The organism is Paracoccus alcaliphilus, assembly GCF_028553725.1.
GTDB classification, from domain to species: domain Bacteria; phylum Pseudomonadota; class Alphaproteobacteria; order Rhodobacterales; family Rhodobacteraceae; genus Paracoccus; species Paracoccus alcaliphilus.
In genome coordinates this window covers 1366108-1385309 of record NZ_CP067124.1, presented here as the reverse complement: position 1 = coordinate 1385309, position 19202 = coordinate 1366108, and the positions used below count along the sequence as shown (strand labels likewise).

At 66.7% G+C, this 19202-nt stretch carries 19 protein-coding genes; 10 read left to right on the top strand and 9 right to left on the bottom strand.

The genetic code is table 11. The features are described 5' to 3' along the window. Positions 1-2: 2 nt before the first annotated feature. The 7 genes from JHW40_RS07035 to JHW40_RS07005 are packed head-to-tail and all read right to left on the bottom strand — an operon-like array spanning position 3 to position 6273. Positions 3-962 (bottom strand): FAD:protein FMN transferase, encoded by a 960-nt coding sequence (locus JHW40_RS07035; RefSeq protein WP_170851741.1) that lies wholly within the window; start codon positions 960-962, stop codon positions 3-5. A 10-nt stretch (positions 963-972) separates the two neighbouring features. Further along, the gene (gene nqrF / locus JHW40_RS07030; RefSeq protein WP_090610753.1) at positions 973-2193 is read right to left on the bottom strand and encodes an NADH:ubiquinone reductase (Na(+)-transporting) subunit F; all 1221 of its coding nucleotides are present in this window, start codon (positions 2191-2193) and stop codon (positions 973-975) included. Beyond that, complete coding sequence (gene nqrE, locus JHW40_RS07025) at positions 2190-2801, bottom strand: NADH:ubiquinone reductase (Na(+)-transporting) subunit E (RefSeq protein WP_090610752.1); 612 nt, start codon at positions 2799-2801, stop codon at positions 2190-2192. Before nqrE ends, nqrF begins: the two co-directional genes overlap by 4 nt. Further along, positions 2798-3460 carry an NADH:ubiquinone reductase (Na(+)-transporting) subunit D gene (locus tag JHW40_RS07020; RefSeq protein ID WP_090610751.1) on the bottom strand — a complete coding sequence of 221 codons (663 nt, stop codon included), beginning with the start codon at positions 3458-3460 and terminating at the stop codon, positions 2798-2800. The genes nqrE and JHW40_RS07020 overlap by 4 nt, the downstream gene beginning before the upstream one ends. Next, entirely contained in the window at positions 3460-4260 is an 801-nt protein-coding gene (locus JHW40_RS07015; RefSeq protein WP_090610750.1) for an FMN-binding protein, read from the bottom strand. The genes JHW40_RS07020 and JHW40_RS07015 overlap by 1 nt, the downstream gene beginning before the upstream one ends. Further along, a complete protein-coding gene (locus tag JHW40_RS07010) occupies positions 4253-5029 on the bottom strand; it encodes an RnfABCDGE type electron transport complex subunit D (RefSeq protein ID WP_090610749.1) in 777 nt (258 codons plus the stop codon). The genes JHW40_RS07015 and JHW40_RS07010 overlap by 8 nt, the downstream gene beginning before the upstream one ends. Continuing rightward, positions 5026-6273, bottom strand: coding sequence for a Na(+)-translocating NADH-quinone reductase subunit A (locus tag JHW40_RS07005; RefSeq protein WP_090610748.1), 1248 nt, complete (start codon positions 6271-6273; stop codon positions 5026-5028). The genes JHW40_RS07010 and JHW40_RS07005 overlap by 4 nt, the downstream gene beginning before the upstream one ends. Positions 6274-6393: 120 nt before the next feature. Between JHW40_RS07005 and JHW40_RS07000 the strand changes: the two genes are divergently transcribed. The 5 genes from JHW40_RS07000 to JHW40_RS06980 all read left to right on the top strand — a co-directional run bounded on the left by JHW40_RS07000 (position 6394) and on the right by JHW40_RS06980 (position 11456). Continuing rightward, positions 6394-7581, top strand: coding sequence for a cytochrome c3 family protein (locus JHW40_RS07000; RefSeq protein ID WP_090610747.1), 1188 nt, complete (start codon positions 6394-6396; stop codon positions 7579-7581). An 85-nt stretch (positions 7582-7666) separates the two neighbouring features. Next, positions 7667-8755, top strand: coding sequence for an MlaE family ABC transporter permease (locus JHW40_RS06995; RefSeq protein ID WP_090610746.1), 1089 nt, complete (start codon positions 7667-7669; stop codon positions 8753-8755). Further along, positions 8752-9555 (top strand): ABC transporter ATP-binding protein, encoded by an 804-nt coding sequence (locus JHW40_RS06990; protein WP_090610745.1) that lies wholly within the window; start codon positions 8752-8754, stop codon positions 9553-9555. The genes JHW40_RS06995 and JHW40_RS06990 overlap by 4 nt, the downstream gene beginning before the upstream one ends. Positions 9556-9558: 3 nt before the next feature. Next, entirely contained in the window at positions 9559-10818 is a 1260-nt protein-coding gene (locus JHW40_RS06985) for an MlaD family protein (RefSeq protein WP_090610744.1), read from the top strand. Between the two features lie 8 nt (positions 10819-10826). Next, entirely contained in the window at positions 10827-11456 is a 630-nt protein-coding gene (locus tag JHW40_RS06980; RefSeq protein ID WP_090610743.1) for an ABC-type transport auxiliary lipoprotein family protein, read from the top strand. On the opposite strand, the gene JHW40_RS06975 is transcribed toward JHW40_RS06980, so the two are convergent. Then, positions 11457-11963: a MarR family winged helix-turn-helix transcriptional regulator gene (locus tag JHW40_RS06975; RefSeq protein WP_090610742.1), complete on the bottom strand. Its 507-nt coding sequence runs from the start codon at positions 11961-11963 to the stop codon at positions 11457-11459. 214 nt (positions 11964-12177) lie between these two features. Here JHW40_RS06975 and ectA point away from each other — a divergent pair, with 214 nt between their 5' ends. Genes ectA through JHW40_RS06955 form a run of 4 tightly spaced genes read left to right on the top strand, consistent with a single transcriptional unit; the run spans position 12178 to position 15866 of the window. Continuing rightward, the gene (ectA, locus tag JHW40_RS06970) at positions 12178-12711 is read left to right on the top strand and encodes a diaminobutyrate acetyltransferase (RefSeq protein WP_090610741.1); all 534 of its coding nucleotides are present in this window, start codon (positions 12178-12180) and stop codon (positions 12709-12711) included. A gap of 40 nt (positions 12712-12751) precedes the next feature. Next, positions 12752-14041, top strand: coding sequence for a diaminobutyrate--2-oxoglutarate transaminase (gene ectB, locus JHW40_RS06965; protein WP_090610740.1), 1290 nt, complete (start codon positions 12752-12754; stop codon positions 14039-14041). Positions 14042-14046: 5 nt separating this feature from the next. Then, complete coding sequence (locus JHW40_RS06960) at positions 14047-14451, top strand: ectoine synthase (protein WP_090610739.1); 405 nt, start codon at positions 14047-14049, stop codon at positions 14449-14451. Further along, positions 14451-15866 (top strand): aspartate kinase, encoded by a 1416-nt coding sequence (locus JHW40_RS06955; RefSeq protein WP_090610777.1) that lies wholly within the window; start codon positions 14451-14453, stop codon positions 15864-15866. The genes JHW40_RS06960 and JHW40_RS06955 overlap by 1 nt, the downstream gene beginning before the upstream one ends. 345 nt (positions 15867-16211) lie before the next feature. On the opposite strand, the gene JHW40_RS06950 is transcribed toward JHW40_RS06955, so the two are convergent. Continuing rightward, the gene (locus tag JHW40_RS06950; RefSeq protein WP_090610738.1) at positions 16212-18419 is read right to left on the bottom strand and encodes a primosomal protein N'; all 2208 of its coding nucleotides are present in this window, start codon (positions 18417-18419) and stop codon (positions 16212-16214) included. 111 nt (positions 18420-18530) lie between these two features. On the opposite strand from JHW40_RS06950, the gene fsa reads away from it, so the two are divergent. Beyond that, positions 18531-19184: a fructose-6-phosphate aldolase gene (fsa, locus tag JHW40_RS06945; protein WP_090610737.1), complete on the top strand. Its 654-nt coding sequence runs from the start codon at positions 18531-18533 to the stop codon at positions 19182-19184. Positions 19185-19202: the final 18 nt, after the last annotated feature.

The following is a 19202-nucleotide window of genomic DNA, read 5'->3' as shown; positions in this document are numbered from 1 at the left end:
TTTCAGATCAGCCAGCGTTCGGCGCCGCCGGTCACATGCTGGTGCAGCTCGCGCGCGCCGTCGAACAGGAACAGCGCCGCGATGCCGTGCCGTTCGGCCAGATCGAGGCCTGCACGACCGGCGGCGGCCAATGCGGTGGCCCAGCCATCGGCCATCATCGCATCCGCCGCCAGAACCGTCACCGAAGCCAGATCCCCATCGACGGGCGCGGCGCGGTGCGGGTCGATGATATGGCCATGCCGCCGCCCGCCCGGATCATAGCTGTGGACCTTCAGCCCCGAGGTCGCGGCCGCCTGCCCCTCCAGCCGCAGCATCGCGGCGGCGCCCGCCTGTCCGGGGCGCGGATCCTCGATGGCGATCTGCCAGATGCGGCCGGATGGATGGGTGCCGCGCGCCAGCAATTCTCCGCCGATATCCAGCAGAAAGGCATCATGGCCCATATCCTGCAACCGCGCCGCCACCAGATCCAGCGCCCGCCCCTTGGCAATGCCGCACAGGTCCAGCGTCTGGCCCGGCTGCGCCTTGGACAACCCGCCATCATGGGCCGCCATGCCCCGCCAGCCAAGCGCCTCGCCTTCGATCGGGCCAAAGCCCCAGCGATGAACCAGCGGCCCGACCGAAGGGTCGAACCAGCCGCCGCTGTCATGCGCCAGCCGCAACGCCGCCCGCGCGACATGCACCGTCCCCTCCGAGACATCGGCATGGTCGGGGGCGCGGTTGAAGGCGGTGATCTCGCTGTCCTCGCGCCAGGGCGACATCTGTCGGTCGATTCGGGCCAGCAGCGCTGCGATGGCCGGGCGGTCGGCCCGCGCCCCGTCGGGCAGCGCCAGCCGCCATTCGCTGCCGAAGGCGGGGCCGGTCAGATGCTGCAAGAGCGGTGCCGCGCGCAGGATCGCGGGGGCGGCACAGCTCAGCGCCGTCATCGCCAGAAACCGGCGCCGCGTCGGAAGGGGTCGGGCCATGTTCATCGCGTCACACTCCGAAATCGTCGTTGAAGATCGAATGCGGCTCGACCCCCAGCCGGGCCAGCGTCGCCAGCACGGCCGAGATCATCACCGGCGGGCCGCACAGGTAATATTCACAATCCTCGGGCGCGGGATGGTTCTGCATCGCTGCACGCAGGGTTTCATGGACAAAGCCCGTCGCCCCGGTCCAACGGTCGCCCGGCGCGGGGTCCGACAGGGCCGGTATCCAGTCGAAATTCGCATGCCGCGCGGCGATGGCGTCGAATTCCGCCGTATAGAACAGATCCGCCGCCGAACGCGCACCATAGAAATAGCGCATCCGCCGCGTCGTGCCGTTGCCGATCTGTTCGTGGATCATCGCGCGCAGCGGCGCCATGCCCACTCCGCCGCCAACAAAGACCATGTCGCGCTGGGTCGGCTGGACGTGGAAATCGCCATAGGGCCCCGAGGTCTCGACCAGATCGCCGGGTTTCAGCGCGAACAGCCAGCTGGAGACGATGCCGGGCGGAATTTCAGCCTCACGCCCCGCAGGCGGCACGGCCAGCCGGATGTTGAAGACGGCGCGGCGTCCGTCCTCGGGGCGGCTGGCGATGGAATAGGCCCGCGTCACCGGCTGATCCGAGCGCGCCGTCATGGCAGGCCAGCCCGCGATGCGCCACGCCTGCCGGAAGGGGTCGTCGATGGCGATATCGCGGAAATCCAGCCGATAGGCGGGGGCGGTCAGCTGCATGAAGCCCCCGGCGCGGAAATCGAAGGGCTGGCCTGCGGGCAGGTCCAGCACCAGTTCGCGGATCAGCGGCGCAAGCTGACGGTTCGACAGGACCCGGCTGGTAAAGCCGGTCGCGCCCAGAAAATCCTGCGGCACGCTGACCGAACAGGGACCGCGCAGCGACACCTGACAGGCCAGCCGGACCTGCGCGCGGCGATCCGCCGCCGACAGCACGCCCCTTTCGGTGGCCTGCACCTGCCCCGCGCCCTCGCCCGTCACCGTGACCCGGCACAGCCCGCAGGTGCCCGCGCCGCCGCAGGCCGCCGGGATGCCGATGCCCGCATCATGCAGCACGCCCAGCAGACGCTGGCCGCGCCCGGCCTCGATCCGGGTGCTGTCATTGACGGTGACGACAAGCGCCCCGCCGGGGATCAGGCGGCGTCGGGCCGCCAGCAGCGCCAGCGTCAGCACGACCAGCAGGCAGGTGACGATCAGGATGGCAAGCGCGATCTCGGTCATGAGGTCACCATCTGCGCGAAGGCGGAAAATCCAAGCGACATCAGCCCGGCCAGAATGAAGGTGATGCCCAGGCCCCGCAGCCCCTGCGGCAGATCGGCATAGGCCATCCGCGCCCGGATCGCGCCCAGCATCAGCACGGCGACGGCAAAGCCGGTGCCGCCACCCAGCCCGAACACCGCCGATTGCGCCAATGTATAATCACGCTCGACCATGAACAGGCTGCCCGCAAGGATGGCGCAATGCACCGCCAGCAGCGGCAGGAACACCCCGAAAGAGGCGTGGATGGCCGGAAAGAAGCGGTCCAGCACCATCTCCAGCACCTGCACCGTGGCCGCGATCACGCCGATGAAGGCGATCAGCGACAGATAGGACAGGTCGATCTGCCCCATCCCCGCCCATTCCCATGCGCCCGGCGCCAGAAGGCCGCGATAGATCAGATGGTTCAGCGGCACCGTCACGCCCATCACCGCGATCACCGCCAGTCCCAGACCCAGCGCCGAGCCGGGCCGTTTCGACAGCGCGATGAAGGTGCAAAGCCCCAGAAACAGGGTCAGCGGCATGTTCTCGACAAAGGCCGCGCGCAGAAACAGGATGCCCAGATCGTTCATTCCGGCACCTCGGTCGGGTCGGGGGCATCGAATTCGCTGGCCTCGACCTGAGCGGGCAGGATGCTGCGGATCGCCCAGACCAGCCCGCCCAGCAGAAAGAACGCGCTGGGGGCCAGCAGCATCAGGTTCAGCGGCGTGAACCAGCCGCCCTGATCGGCCAGCGGCAGCACCTGCCAGCCCAGCAAGGTGCCCGCTCCAAACAGTTCGCGGGCCGAGCCGATGACCATCAGCACCAGCGAATAGCCCAGCCCGTTCCCCAGCGCATCGACCATAGCGGGCAGCGGCGGGTTCAGCCGCGAAAAGCTTTCGGTGCGGCCCAGCACCAGACAGTTGGTCGCGATAAGGCTGACAAAGACCGACAGCTTGCGGCTGATCTCGGGCAGCCATGCCTGCAACATCTGGTCGATCACGATCACCAGCGAGGCGACGATCACGATCTGCACGATCAACCGGATCGAGTTCGGGATATGGTGCCGGATCAGGCTGATCAGCCCCGCGCCCGCAACCACCACCACCGTCAGCGCCGCCGACATGGTCAGCGCCGTCGCCACCGAGGTCGTCACCGCCAGCGCCGAACAGATGCCAAGGATCTGCAATGTCACCGGGTTCTGGTGAACCAGCGGTTGCTTCAGCGTGGACCACAGGCTTGCGCGGGCCATCAGAACTCTCCGCGCCGGATGGCGTCGATCAGCGGGCCATAGCCCTGCGGCCCCAGCCAGAAGCGGATCATCTGCGTGATCGCGTTGCTGGTGCGGGTGGCACCGGTGATGCCGTCAACCTCGTATTCGCTGCCCGAGGCCCCGCGCGCCACGGCAAAGCGGACGGTGCCGCCGCTATCGGTCAGCCGGGTGCCGGGGAACTGGCCCAGCCATGCGGATTCCTCGATCCGCCCGCCAAGGCCCGGCGTCTCGGCCTGCCGGGTGATGGCAAAACCCGCAACCGTCTGCATATCACCCCGAAGCGCGATGATCGCGTCGATGGGACCGTTATAGCCCAGACCGCTGACCGGCAGGATCACCAGCGAGATATCCCCCTGCCCGTCGCGCAGCAGATAGATCTGCGCCAGATCGGGGCGGCTGCCCAGCCCGGCCAGATCCTGCCCCCCGGTCAGTTCGGTCCAGTTGCCGCGATCCTCCAGCGCGGCGGCCAGCCCGTCCGGCGTCACCTCGCGCGCCGCAGCGCCCCGGTTCATATCGACGACCACGGTGCCCAACTCTCCGCCCGCGCCGGTCAGCAGATCGCCCATGCCGGGGATGCCCGCCACCAGCGCCTCAAGCCGGGCCTGTTCCTCGGCGGCGCGGTTCGCGCTCTGGATCGGGCGCAGATAGACCGTCGCGCCGCTGACCATAAGCGCGCAGATGACCGACACCAGAAAGGCCACCGCCAGCGTTTTGGTCCGGCTTTCATTGGGCAGCGCCAGCAGGCGGCGCCATGCGGCAATCGGGTTCAGGTCAGCCATGACGTCGTCTCCTTCTTGCCAGCCACAGCGCGATCGCGGCCTCGTCCAGCAGGGGCGCCAGCAGCGACACCATCAGCGCCGCCGAAACCGCCATCTGCACCGGCGCGGCACCGGGCCAGTGCAGCGCGAACAACAGCACCAGCAGCCCATAGCAGACGCCACCCAGCCACGCCCCCAGTCGGGTCGAGGCCCCGGCCACAGGGTCCGCCACCAGCAGCACCAGCGCCAGCCCGGCAGCGGGCAGCACCGCCCCGACCGGCAGCCCGGCCAGCGCCGCAATCATCCCGACCAGCACCGCCCCCCAGATCACCCCGGCGGGCATCACCCCGGCAATGATCCCGATCAATGCGGCGGGAATGGCGGCCCATGTCACCGGCAGCGGAAGATCGGGCCAGGGGGCGGCGGAAAAGCCGAAGCCCAGAAAAGCCAGCGTCACCGTTGCCGGGTTCAGCACATTGCGCCCCCAGCCGCCAAAGACCAGTTCCGCCATCACCGCGCCAAAGCTGATGCCCAGCACCATCTGGATCGGCCCCAGTTCCTCGGGCGCCAGCATCGCCACGGCCAGCGCCGTCAGCGCCCCGGCGAATGACGGCGGCTGCGCCCGTGCCAGCATGAAGATCAGATGCCACAGCCCCGCCAGCAGCAGCACCAGCACCAGCCGCAAGGCCGCGCCGATGCCGCCATACCACAGCCATGCCAGCGCGACGGGCAGCATCGCCGCGATCAGGATCAGCGCGACCATCTCGCGATCCCACAATCCGCGCGTCATTGCGGCACCTCCTCGGCATGGATGCGCTGCAACAGCACGCGCAGCTGCGACGACAGGGTCGGATCGGCCCCGGTGACATAATCGGCCAGCGCCAGATCCTCTTCCAGCAGCGACAACGCGCCCAGACGCACGACGCCTTCGGAATCGCCCGAGGCCAGCGCCCGGATCAACGCGGCTGCGGGAATGTCGCCCCCCAGCGCCTGATCCAGCGCCGCCGTCGGGATGATCGGCAGCGGCCGCGCCGCGCGGCGCAGGGCGGCGTTGAACCAGTGCCCCCGGTCGCGGCCTTCCCCACGCGGCAGGACGCTGACCTGCCGGTCGCGCGGTCCCAGCCAATGCGCGGCGTGGCCGCCGATCCGGTCGCCTGCAAGGATCTGATGCGGGCCGGGGCGGGTGATGTCGTGGCACAGCCCGCGCAGATCCGCCCCCGGCTGGCAACGCAGCAGCCGCGCCCGGTGCAGCGCCGCCCCGGTTACCGAGACCAGCCGCGTGGGCGGCAGCATCCCATCTGCCAGCAACGCGCCAAGCGCCGCCACGTCCTCGGCATGGATGTCCCAGACCGGTGCCTCGATCCGGGCCGGGTGATGGCGGTGGATCTGGATGCCCGCCAGACCCTGCGGATGCAGCGCCCCGCAGCGGATGCGCCGCACGCCACCCGGCAGCGCCAGACCCACACCGCCGCACAGATACAGATGCGTCGTCAGGGTGGCCAAGGCGGTCAGACCGCGCTGGAAATCCTCGTGCCGCCCTTGCAGCGCAATCAGCGGGTCGGGCGCGGCGGGGCGACTGTCGATGGCCATGACGAAGATCGCGGCAGGGGTTTCATCGGCGCGCGGCATCCGGCCAAAGGGGCGGCTGCGCAGCGCCCGCCACAAACCGCTGCGCCGCATCAGCCCGGCCAGCGCATCAGGCCCCTGCCCCGAAATGTCGAAGCAATGCCGGTCATCGCCTTCGCGAAACAGCACCATCTGCACCAGCCTGCGCCCCGGTTGCAGCAGGATCGAGGCCACCCGGCCCGACATCGGCGCGACCAGCGCGACCTCGGGCGCGGCGCGCAGATGGGCAACCGGCTGGCCCTGGGCAACCCGATCACCCTCGGCCACCAGCGGCTCGATGCGCAATTCCTCGCCACGCCCGGGGGTCAGCGCGGCCTGATCGGTCAACAGATCATGCGGGCCGTCATCCGGCGACGAAACGGGCATATCGGGCAGGATCAGGCCAGCCGAAAGGGCAGGTTTCAGCATTTGCCTCCGATCGGCGGCGCGCCCCAAACTTTCGCTGATGAAAATTTGACGCGGGTGCCTCGCGTTGGTTACCATGAACTCGCGCGACAGTTTATGAGGACATAGCCAAGGTGAAAAGCCATGTCATGGAATTCAAACAGCTTTGCTGGTGCTGTCGCGGCGCCGCTGGTAATGGTCATTGCGCTTTTCGCACAACCAGCACTGGCCCAGAACGGTGATGACATTTCCGAAATCGAGGCGCTGGATCAGGCGCTGCGACCATATGTCATGCCCGAATCCGGACCCTTCCGCCCCGACCGGATCGCCATAGGACAGGCGGCCGCCATCGCCGACTGGGCGAAATCGGGCCATGCGAATGCCGCATCCGAATCGTTTGCCCACTGGAATGATGCCGGGGAAATCCCGCCGGTCTGCGCCACCTGCCATGCGGGCGCGGGGTTCCGCGCGCTTTACGGCCTGGACGGCAGCGAACCGGGCATCCCCGAACATCCCGTCCCGACCGGCGGCGTGGTCGATTGCGAGACCTGCCACAATCCCGGCCTGTCCGAGATCCGCGAGGTCCGCTTTCCCAGCGGGCTGATGCACCCGGTCGGCCCCGGAGAGGCATCCTGCCTGACCTGCCATCAGGGCCGCGCCGCCGGAAGCACCGTGGCCGAGGCGACCTTCGATCAGGCCGAGGACGAACCCAACCCCGAACTGGGCTTCATCAACCCCCATTACGCCGTCGCCGCCGCGACATGGCTGGGGGGCTATGGCGGATCGGGCTATCACTATCCGGGCAAAAGCTATTCCGGGCGGTTCTTCCATGCCCGCCCCGTCGCCAGCTGCGCATCCTGCCACGAACCGCATTCGTTGCAGGTCCAGACCGACAGTTGCCTGACCTGCCATGAACAGGCCAGCCCCGGCGCGATCCGCATCTCTCGCATCAGCCATGACGGCAGCGGCGATCTGGGCAAGGGCATCCGCGCCGATATCGAGACCAATGCGGCGCGGCTGAAGGCGATGCTGGGCGATTATGCGGCGCAGGTCGCGGGCACCGCGATGGTCTATGACGGCAACCGCCATCCCTATTTCTTCGCCGATGCCAATGGCGACGGACGCGCGGACGAGGCCGATGGCCGCCCGGTGCCCTTCAACGCATGGACCCCGCGCCTGCTGAAGGCGGCCTATAACTGGAAGTTCGTCACCGCCGATCCTGGCGCCTTTGCCCATAACCCGCATTACGTTCTGGAATTGCTGTATGATTCCATCGAGGATCTGGGCGGGCCGCTGGATCTGGACATGGCGGCGGCGGGCCTGCATCGATAGGGCCACCGGCATTTGTCTCAACATTTGACAAGCCTTCCGTTCCGGGGGATGTCTTCGTAACAAGAACGCGAGGGCGACCCGGGCGATGGCGACGAATGACCCCAGACAGGCCGAGCTGTCGGCCGAACAGCGCGACGGGGCGCTGGTGTTGCAGGGGGATCTGGTCGTCTGGACGCTGCCGCAACTGCCCGGCGGCAAAACCGAACGCATCGAGGGCGCCGGGTTGTCGCGGCTGGATACGGCGGGCGCGTGGTATCTGATCGGCCAGCAACAGGCGGGCGCGATGCTGGCCGGGCTGTCGGATCGCCATGCCCATCTGGTGCAGACCGTCATGGACGCGATCCAGCCGCCCGATCAGCCCGCCGATGCGGCGACGGGCTGGCGCAGGCTGCTGGAGGACACCGGGCGGCGCGTGGTCTCGGCGCTGACCTTCTTTCGCGAACTGGCCGAGTATCTGGGCCGCTTCATCGCCGGATTGCTGCGCGCCATCCGCCATCCGGCGGATTTCCGGCTGACATCGCTGATCTATCACTGTCAGGAAACCGGGCTGCGCGCGGTGCCCATCGTCGCCATCATGTCCTTTCTGATCGGGGTGGTGCTGGCCTTTCAGGGCTCGACCCAGCTGAAACAGTTCGGGGCCGAGGTCTTTGTCGTCGATCTGATCGCGATCTCGGTGCTGCGCGAGCTGGGCATCCTGCTGACCGCGATCATCGTCGCGGGGCGAACGGCCTCGGCGCTGACGGCCTCGATCGGCTCGATGAAGATGCGCGAGGAAATCGACGCCATGCGCACCCTTGGCATGGACCCGGATCTGGTGCTGATCGTGCCGCGCATTCTGGCGCTGATCCTGACCCTGCCGATTCTGGGGCTGATCGCGGATGTGGCCGGGCTGGTCGGCGGCGCCGTCATGTCGTGGATCGAGCTGGGGATATCGCCGCCGATGTTCTTCAGCCGTCTGGGAGAGGTCGATGTGACCCATGCCATCGCCGGTCTGGTCAAGGCGCCGGTCTTTGCGCTGGTGATCGGGGTGATCGGCTGCCATGCCGGGATGAAGGTCGGCAAGGACGCGGAATCGCTTGGCAGTCAGACCTCGACCGCCGTGGTCAACGCGATCTTTGCCGTCATCATCATCGACGCGCTGTTTTCGATCTTCTTCGCGGTGATCGGGCTGTGAGCGGCGAGAACATCATCGAGGTCCGGGGCCTGCGCACCCAGTTCGGCGATCATGTCGTCCATGACGGGCTGGATCTGGACGTGAAGCGCGGCGAGATTCTGGGCGTCGTCGGCGGTTCGGGCACCGGCAAATCGGTGCTGCTGCGTGAAATCGTCGGCCTGCTGCGCCCCGCGGCGGGCACGATCCGCGTCTTCGGTCAGGATGTCGGCGCGCTGTCCGGTGCCGCCCGAGAGGCCGTCGAGCGTCGCTGGGGCGTGATGTTTCAGGACGGGGCGCTGTTTTCCTCGCTGACCGTGCGGGAAAATGTCGAGGTGCCGCTGCGCGCCGTTCCCGGCCTGACCGACAGTCAGCGGCAGGGGCTGGCGGAACTGAAGGTGGCGATGGCCGGACTGCCGTGGAATGCCAATGCGAAATTTCCATCCGATCTGTCGGGGGGGATGCGCAAACGGGCCGGACTGGCGCGCGCGCTGGCGCTGGACCCGGAGATCGTGTTTCTGGACGAACCCACCGCCGGGCTGGACCCGATTGGCGCCGACGCCTTCGACCGGCTGATCGTGGCCCTGCGCGATGCGCTGAACCTGTCGGTCTTTCTGGTCACGCATGATCTGGACACGCTGCATGCTTGCTGCGACCGGATCGCCGTGCTGGCCGAAAAGAAGGTGCTGGTGACCGGCACCATGGCCGAGATGCTGAAGGTCGATCACCCCTGGGTGCATGAATATTTCCACGGCCCCCGCGCCCGCGCCGCGCAGACGACCGAGGAAGCGGGCGGGCAAACGGCGGATCGCGGCAAAGGATAGGACATGGAAACCAAGGCGAATTACGCGCTGATCGGCGCCTTTACCATTGCCGGATTTCTGGGAATCCTGGGCTTTCTGATGTGGTTCGCCAAGCTGGAGATCAACCGGCAGTTCGCCTATTACGACATCCACTTCACCGAGGTTTCCGGTCTGGGCATCGCCTCCGAAGTGCGCTTTGCCGGGCTGACGGTGGGTTCGGTCGTTGCCATGGATCTGGCCCCCGACCGCGCCGGTCCGGTCCGCGTCCGCATCGAGGTGGCCGAGGATACGCCGATCCGCACCGATTCCCGCGCCTCGTTGGAGGCGCAGGGGGTGACGGGGGTGTCCAACGTCTTCATCACCGCCGGCACGCCCAATGCGCCGCTGCTGCGCGATCAGGATGATGAGGGCATCCCCGAAATCCGGTCCAGCCGCTCGGCGCTGCAAACCCTGTCCGATCAGGGGCCGCAGATCATCGAGCGGCTGAATGTCGTGGCCGAACAACTGACCGAGTTGCTGGGCGAGGAAAACCAAAGCCGCGTGAACAACATCCTCGACAATGTCGAACGTTCCAGCAGCAATCTGGATCAGGCGATGGCCGATATTTCCGCCGCGACCGAGGCCATCGGACAGGCCGCCGAAGGGATCGCCACATTCGGCGGCAAGCTGGACGGGCTGAGCGAAACCGCCGGCACCGCGCTGAGCAACTTCTCGACCGCGGCGGAAACGGCGGATGGCACGCTGGCCTCGGCCACGCAGACGCTGGACGAGCTGCGCGATTACGTCTCGGGCGATCTGCGCGGGCTGACGCAGCGGCTGGACCAGACCGCGGGCGCGTTGCAGGAGAACCTGTCGCGGCTGGGCACAAGGGCCGAAAGCAGTCTGGACAATCTGGACCGGGCGCTGGATTCCGGCAGCCGCGCCTTCGATCAGGCTGCGGTCATGTTCAGCACCGATCTGGGCCCGATCATCAGCGATCTGCACGACACGCTTGGCCGGGTGAACAGCACGCTGGACAGCGTGGCGGACGATATTCCGCAGATCACCGCGCAGTTGCGGCAGGCCGCGACATCCGCCGCCGACGCCTTTGCCTCGTTGCAGTCGGTGCTGGACAGCGCCGCCGCCCCGGTCCAGAGTTTCACCCGCGAGGCCCTGCCGCAATTCGCCCGCCTGTCGCAAGAGATGCGCAATCTGGTCGGCAATATCGACCAGTTGGTGACAACGCTGCGGCGCAATCCCTCGCAGATCCTGTCGGGTCCGCGCACCCCTGAATTCCGCCGCTGAGGTCACCGATGCGCCTTTTCTCCCTGCTTCTTGCCCTGACCGTCACCACCCTGCCCGGCTGCGCCGCCATGTCGCTGCTGCAAGGAGAGCCCGACCGCGACGTGTTCGAACTGCGCGCCCCACCCGCGGGCGGCACCCAATGCGGACGGGGCCGGATCGGCGAGCTGGTGGTGGAGCTGCCCAAGACGCGCGGCACGCTGGACAGCGACCGAATCATGATCCGCCCCTCGGCCCTACAGACGCAATATCTGCCGGATGCCGTCTGGGGCGATCCGGTGCCCGCGACGCTGCAACGTCTGCTGGTCGAGACGCTTGGCCGCTATGACAGCTTTACCCATGTCGGGCGAGCGCCGCTGGGGGTGGCGGGCGATGTGGCGCTGATCAGCGAGATCGGCGATTTCAATGCCGAGGTCGCGCCGGATGGCGCCATCGTGCGGCTGTCGGTGGATGCAAGGATGGTGCGCGAAATGGATGCCAGCGTGGTGTCGCGCGGCAGTTTCTCGGTCTCGACCCATGCCGCCAGCACCCGCACCGCCGACCTGATCCCGGCCTTCGACGCGGCGGGCCAGCAGCTGATCGCGCAGATGACCGAATGGAGCCTGCGCGCGGCGGGCGTCAATCCGGCCTCTTGCCGCTGATCACGGCTCGGGGTGGCTGTGGCGGATATCGCCGGTCGCCAGCACCGGCGAGGCGTCGAAACCATCCGCGTTCAGCATTGCCGCCACCCTCTCCAGCGAGGCGACAAGCTGCGCCTGTTCCCAGTCCCGCAGCTTGGCGAAGGCGCGCACGAATTGCTGTTGCAGCGCGTCGGGCGCGGTATCCACGGCCCGCTGCCCGGTTTCGGTGATGACCACATCGGTCTGACGGCGGTCGGTTTCCGAACGCAGGCGCTGCACCATCTCGCGCTGCACCAGCTTGTCCACCAGCGCCGTCACCGTCGCCTGCGTGACCCCCATCTTCTTCGCCAGCGCCTTGGGCGTGATCCCGGCAGTGGGATGCGCCTCGACGATCTGCAACACGCGCAGCTGCGCGGGCGTCAGACCGGCCGATTGCGCCAGCGAACGCTCATACAGTTCCGTCGCGCGCAGAATCCTGCGCAGCGCGATCAGACTGTCATCGATGCGATCACTGACCTCTTGTTCCATAACGGTGGTATCGCACGGGCGGGCCGCCTCATTCAATCATGGAAAAACTGCAGAAGATTATTAGGCTAACGAACCATTTTATCCGCATGAAAAGGGTAATATGCGGACAAACCTGCCTATCTCGCCGGTATAAAGGCTTTTTTACTTCGTTATTGAAACCAATTGCCATTCCGACTACTTAGTTAGGCGAACGAAACGACGAAGAAGTGATCAGATGCCGAGCGCCATAACCAAACCCGGAAAGCCACAACCCGTCCTGCGCAAACCAGATGCAAAGGACGGACCAGCGATCTGGGAACTGGTGAAAACCTGCAAGCCGCTCGATGAAAACTCGCTTTACTGCAATCTGATCCAGGCCGAGCATTTCCGCGACACCTGCGTGCTGGCCGAACTGGATGGCGAGGTCGCGGGCTGGATCTCGGGGCACATGATCCCCGATGAGGACAGTCTGTTCGTCTGGCAGGTGGCCGTCAGCCCCCGCGCGCGCGGTCTGGGACTGGGCCGCAGGATGCTGACCGAATTGCTGAGCCGTGATGCCTGCGCCGGGGCGAATGAGCTGAAAACCACGATCACCCCCGACAATGACGCGTCATGGGCGCTGTTTCGCAGCCTTGCCCGGCATCTGGACGGGCGGTTGACGCATCAGGCACATTTCACCCGCGGCACCCATTTCGCCGGACGCCACGCGACCGAGCATATGGTGACCATCGCCCTGCCCGACTGCATGGAACTGTCCCAGGCCGCCTGAGCCGGTGCCGACAACAATGACATTCCCGAAAGGAATCACCATGACCAACACCGTGAACAACGGTGGCGACATCTATGATCGCCGCGAAAGCGAAGCCCGCTCTTACTGCCGGGGCTTTCCGACCACCTTCACCGCCGCGCGCGGATCCGAACTGACCGACGAATCGGGCCGCCGCTATATCGACTTTCTGGCGGGTTGTTCCTCGCTGAACTATGGCCATAACGATCCCGACATGAAGGCCGCGCTGATTGAACATATCGCCGGCGACGGGCTGGCCCACGGGCTGGACCTGCATACGGACGCCAAGGCCGCCTTCCTGCGCGCGTTCGAGACCCATATCCTGAAGCCGCGCGGCATGGATCACCGGCTGATGTTCACCGGCCCGACCGGCACCAACGCCATCGAGGCGGCGATGAAGCTGGCCCGCAAATCCACCGGGCGCAGCAATATCGTGGCCTTCACCAACGGCTTCCACGGCGTCAGCATGGGCGCGCTGGCGGCGACCGGTAACGGCTATCATCGCGGCGGCGCGGGCACCGATCTGGGCGGCGGCATCACCCGGCTGCCCTTCGACGGCTATATGGACGGTTTCGACAGCGCCGATCTGCTGGAGCAGATGCTGACCGACAACTCGTCCGGGCTGGATGCGCCCGCCGCAATCATGCTGGAAACCGTGCAGGGCGAAGGCGGGCTGAACGCCGCCAGCCCCGAATGGGTGGCCCGGATCGCCCGGCTGGCGCGCGAACATGGCGCGCTGCTGATCATCGACGACATTCAGGCCGGTTGCGGCCGGACCGGCGGCTTCTTCTCGTTCGAGGGGATGGGCTTTACCCCCGATATCATCACCATGGCGAAATCCGTTTCCGGCTTTGGGCTGCCGCTGGCACTGGTGCTGGTGCGCCCGGAACATGACGTGATGGGCCCCGCCGAACATAACGGCACCTTCCGCGGCAACAACCACGCCTTCGTCACCGCCCGCATCGCGATCGAGAAGTTCTGGGCCGATGACAGCTTTCAGCGCAGCGTCGAAGCCCGCGCGAAGGTCGTCGAGGACGGCTTGCAGAAACTGGCGGCGATGATCCCCGGCGCCCGGCTGAAGGGGCGCGGCATGATGCGTGGCGTCGATGTCGGCTCGGGTCAGCTGGCGGGCGACATCTGCGGGCAGGCCTTCGAGAACGGCCTGATCATCGAGACATCCGGCCCCGAGGACGAGGTGGTCAAGATCCTTGCCCCGCTGACCACGCCCGATACGGTGTTGCGCAAGGGCATCGACATCCTTCTGGATGCCGCCCGCACCACCATCGACGGCAACCAGATCGCAGCGGAGTAACCAACATGATCGTTCGTGACCTCAACAAGATCCTGCAGGATGAACAACAGCGCGTGGTCAGCGACGCGCAATGGACCAGCGTGCGGATGCTGCTGGCCGGGGATGGCATGGGCTTTTCCTTCCATATCACCATGCTGGAGGCCGGTTCAGAGCATACCTTCGAATACAAGCACCATTTCGAAAGCGTCTATTGCATGGAAGGGCGCGGCTCGATCACCGATATCGCCACGGGCGAGACGCATCCGATCCGGCCCGGCATGATGTATGCGCTGAACCTGCATGACCGCCATATCGTCCGGGCCGAGGAAAAACTGGTCATGGCCTGCTGTTTCAACCCGCCGGTGACGGGGACCGAGGTCCATCGCGAAGATGGCTCTTACGCCCCGGCGGAAGAACTTCGGGAAGCATGATGGGGCATACAGTCGAAAAAATCGGCGGCACGTCCATGTCCCGGCTGGACGTGCTGATGGATACGCTGTTTCTGCGCGGCGGCACGGACCCCTATGGCCGCATCTTCGTCGTCTCGGCCTTTGGCGGCATCACCGACATGCTGCTGGAACACAAGAAGACCGACAAGGCCGGGGTCTATGCCATGTTCGCCCGTGCCGACAGCGATCACGGCTGGCACGAGGCGCTGGATCAGGCATCCGACGCGATGGCCGCGCATCATCACCGGCTGCTGTCCCATGACGCCGACTGCACCCGCGCCGACGAATTCCTGCGCGAACGGATCGAGGGCGCGCGCAACTGCCTGATCGACCTGCAACGGCTGTGCTCCTATGGCCATTTCCGCCTGTCGCAGCACATGCTGCAAATCCGCGAATTGCTGTCGGGGCTGGGGGAATCGCATTCCGCGCTGGTCGCCACATTGATGCTGAAACGCGCGGGCGTGAATGCGCGGCTGATCGACCTGTCCGGCTGGCGCGACGAGGCCGAGCTGTCTCTGGAACAGCGCATCACCGGCGCCATGCGCGGCATCGACCCAGCCGCGGAGTTACCCATCGTCACCGGCTATGCGCAATGCTCCGAAGGGCTGATGCGCGAATACGACCGGGGCTATTCCGAGGTGACGTTCTCCTGTCTGGCCGCGCTGACCGGCGCGCGCGAGGCGATCATCCACAAGGAATTCCACCTATCCTCGGCCGATCCGAAGCTGGTCGGGCAGGACATGGTGCAAAAGCTGGGTCGCACGAATTACGATGTCGCCGACCAGCTGTCGAACATGGGGATGGAGGCGATCCATCCCAGCGCCGCCAAGACCCTGCGCCGGGCCGAGGTGCCCCTGCGCGTCACCAATGCGTTCGAGCCCGAAGATCCCGGCACGCTGATCGACGACCGCCCCGCCGACCGGCCCGCGGTCGAGATCGTCACCGGCATCGACGTGATCGCGCTGGAGGTGTTCGAGCAGGACATGGTCGGCGTCAAGGGCTATGACGCGGCGATTCTGGACGTGCTGACGCGGCATAATGTGCGGATCGTGTCCAAGGTCTCGAACGCGAACACGATCACGCATTACCTCGATGCCTCGCTGAAGGTGATGCGGCGGGTCGAGAAGGATCTGGGCAACCTTTACCCGCAGGCGACGATCAGTTCGCGCAAGCTGGCCATCGCCTCGGTCATCGGGCGCGACCTGAACGGGCTGGCGGTGCTGACGCGCGGGCTTCAGGCGCTGAGCGATAACGGCCTTGCCTCGGTCGGCGCCAGTCAGGGGCCGCGCAATGTCGATACCCAGTTCCTGCTGGAACGCGAGGATCTGGCCCCCGCCATCAAGGCGCTGCATGGCGCCTTCTTTGCCCGCGCGCAGGCATTGTCACAAGCCGCCTGACCGCCGCCAGCCGATGACACCGGATCGGGCTGCCAGATGCCGATGTTTAATCGCGCATCCGTAATCAAGCCCGTTTCGGCATGGTCCAATCCACCGCCGTTTCTGGCGATCGCACCACCGACGCTGCATGCTTTCAGGGTCGCAAGGCGTGACCCCGATCCGGAATCGGACCTTGCGAAGCGGGATCGCCCCGGCATGACTATCGGCGTCGCTATGGTATCCGAACAACTTGACACCGATCGCCCCGTCAAGGTTTTCGCCCGAAAGTCTCCCGCCCGGCGCGGTTCGTTCCAGGTCAAAAACGGACGAAACTAACCTTCCAGCATCCACGGGCTCGACAACACCTCACAAAAAGCTTTGCGGGTCGATATCAACCGACAGCCGCAGGTTGGTCGGCGGTTTGTGCGGGGCCAGCCAGTCGGCGATGGCGGCTTGCAAGGGGGACTGGCGGGGCGCGCGGATCAGCATGCGCATGCGGAAACGGCCCCGGATCCGGGCGATGGGCGCGGGCGCGGGCCCCCAGAGTTCGGCACCCGCATCGCGCAGGGGCGTGGCATTGGCGGCAAGGTGGCGGGCGAAATCGGCCACTACCTGCGGATCGGGATGGGACAGGATGATCCCCGCCAGCCGCCCGAAAGGCGGCATGCCGACCGCCTGCCGCCCGGCGGCCTCGGCATCCCAGAAGGCCTCGTCCTGACCCGACAGGATGGCGCGGATCACCGGATGGTCGGGCTGGTGGGTCTGCAACAGCGCCACTCCCGGCGCCTGCCCCGATTGCCGCCCGGCGCGGCCCGCAACCTGCCGCATCAGTTGGAACGACCGCTCTGCCGCGCGCAGATCGGCGCCTTGCAGGCCCAGATCGGCGTCGATTACCCCCACCAGCGTCAGGCGCGGGAAATTGTGCCCCTTGGCGACGATCTGGGTGCCGATGATGATGTCGGTATCGCCCGAGGCGATCTCGGCGATGGTTTCCTTCAGCACCCGGGCGGAATGGAACAGGTCCGAGGACAGTACCGTGGCCTTGGCATCGGGGAACCGGGCGGCGACCTCTTCGGCGATGCGTTCGACGCCGGGGCCGATGGGGGCCAGCTTGCCCTCGACCCCGCAGGACGGGCAGACCGTCGGGATCGGGCGCGTGTCGCCGCATTGATGACAGACAAGGCGGTTCTGAAAGCGGTGTTCGACCATCCGCGCATCGCATTGGTGACAGCCGATCTGTTCGCCGCAGGCCCGGCAGACGGTGACGGGCGCAAAGCCACGACGGTTCAGGAACAGCAGCGATTGCTGGCCCTGCGCCAGCCGCCGGTCCACCGCAGCGGCCAGAGTGGGAGAGATCCAGCGCCCCGACGGCATCTCTTCCGAGCGCAGGTCGATGGCGGCCATCTCGGGCAGTTCGGCCTCGCCATAGCGCGAGCGCAGATCCTGACGGGCATATTTGCCGCTGGCCGCGTTCACCCAGCTTTCAAGACTGGGCGTGGCCGAGGCCAGCACCACCTGCGCGCCGCTGATCGAGGCCCGCAGTACCGCCATGTCGCGGGCGTTGTAAAACACCACGTCTTCTTGCTTATAGCTGCCGTCATGTTCCTCATCGACGACGATCAGGCCCAGATCGCGGAACGGCAGGAACAAGGCCGAGCGCGCGCCGACGACCATGCCGACCTCGCCCCGCGCGGCCATGTGCCACAATCGGCGACGCTCGGTCCGGGTGATGCCGCTGTGCCATTCGCCGGGGCGGGCGCCGAAACGGGCCTCGACCCGGTCCAGAAACTCGGCCGAGAGCGCGATTTCCGGCAGCAGAACCAGCGCCTGACGGCCCGCGCGCAGACATTCCGCCACGGCCTCCAGATAGACCTCGGTCTTGCCCGATCCGGTGACGCCGCGCAGCAGCGTCGTGCCATAGCCGCCCGACCGGATTCTGCCGCGCAGCGCATCGGCGGCCAGTTGCTGATCCTCGGCCAGCGGCTTGCCGGGCCGGGCCGGGTCCAGACGCGGATAGGGCAGATCGCGCGGCGCCTGAATTTCGGCCAGCGTACCCGCCGCCACCAGCCCCTTGACCACCGACACGCCCACCCCGGCCAGCTGCGCCAGTTCGGACGCCGCGAAGCTGGCGCCGCCGTGATCGGCGATCACCTGCATGACGCGGGCGCGGGCCTCGGTCACGCGCTCGGGCGGCTGACCGGCCAGAACGACGACGCGGCGGGCGGCAGGTGGCTGGTCCAGATCGGGGGCGCGGGTGGCCATCCGCAGCATCAGCGGCGGCGGCGTCAGGGTGTAATCGGCGGCGCGGGTCAGGAATTCCACGAAACCGGGCTGAAAGGGCTGCGCATCCAGCACCCGCACCACCGCCCGCAATTTCGCCGCGTCAAAGCCGCCGATGCCCTCGCCCATGACCAGCCCCATGACCCGGCGCGGCCCCAGCGGGCACAGCACCAGCTGCCCCACGCCCACGCCGCCTTCGGGCGCAAGATAGTCCAGCAGACCGATCGGCTCGGTCGTCAGGACCGCGATGCGGCTGCGGGGCGCGAAAAACGTGGGTGGCGTGGCATGGCTCATGGCTGCCGGATAAAGACCCCGCGACGCGAGACTTGCAAGACCCGGCTCTTTCAGCCTTTGGGTTTATGCGCTATCACCCGCCACGACTCTGCCACCCAAGGGAACCGGGCCATGAAATTCTTTGTCGATACCGCAGACACCGCCGCCATCAAGGAACTGAACGATCTGGGCATGGTGGATGGCGTGACCACCAACCCCTCGCTGATCCTGAAAGCCGGGCGCGACATCACCGAAGTCACCCGCGAGATCTGCGAGATGGTCGCAGGCCCGGTCAGCGCCGAAGTCGTGGCCGAAAAGGCCGATGACATGATCCGCGAAGGCAAGACGCTGGCCAAGATCGCCGACAACATCACCGTCAAGGTGCCGCTGACCTGGGATGGGCTGAAGGCCTGCCGGGCGCTGTCGGACGAGGGCCACATGGTCAATGTGACGCTGTGCTTTTCCGCCGCGCAGGCGCTTCTGGCGGCCAAGGCCGGCGCGACCTTCATCAGCCCGTTCATCGGGCGGCTGGACGACATCCATATGGACGGCATGGACCTGATCGCGGATATCCGTGAAATCTATGACAATTACGGCTTCGAGACGCAGATCCTCGCGGCCTCGATCCGCAGCGTGAACCACATCATCGACGCCGCCAAGATCGGCGCCGACGTGATCACCGCGCCGCCTTCGGTCATCAAGTCGATGGCGAACCATGTCTTGACCGACAAGGGTCTGGCGCAGTTCAATGCCGATTGGGCCAAGACCGGTCAGAAGATCGGCTGAAGGCGCGAAACGGCGCAA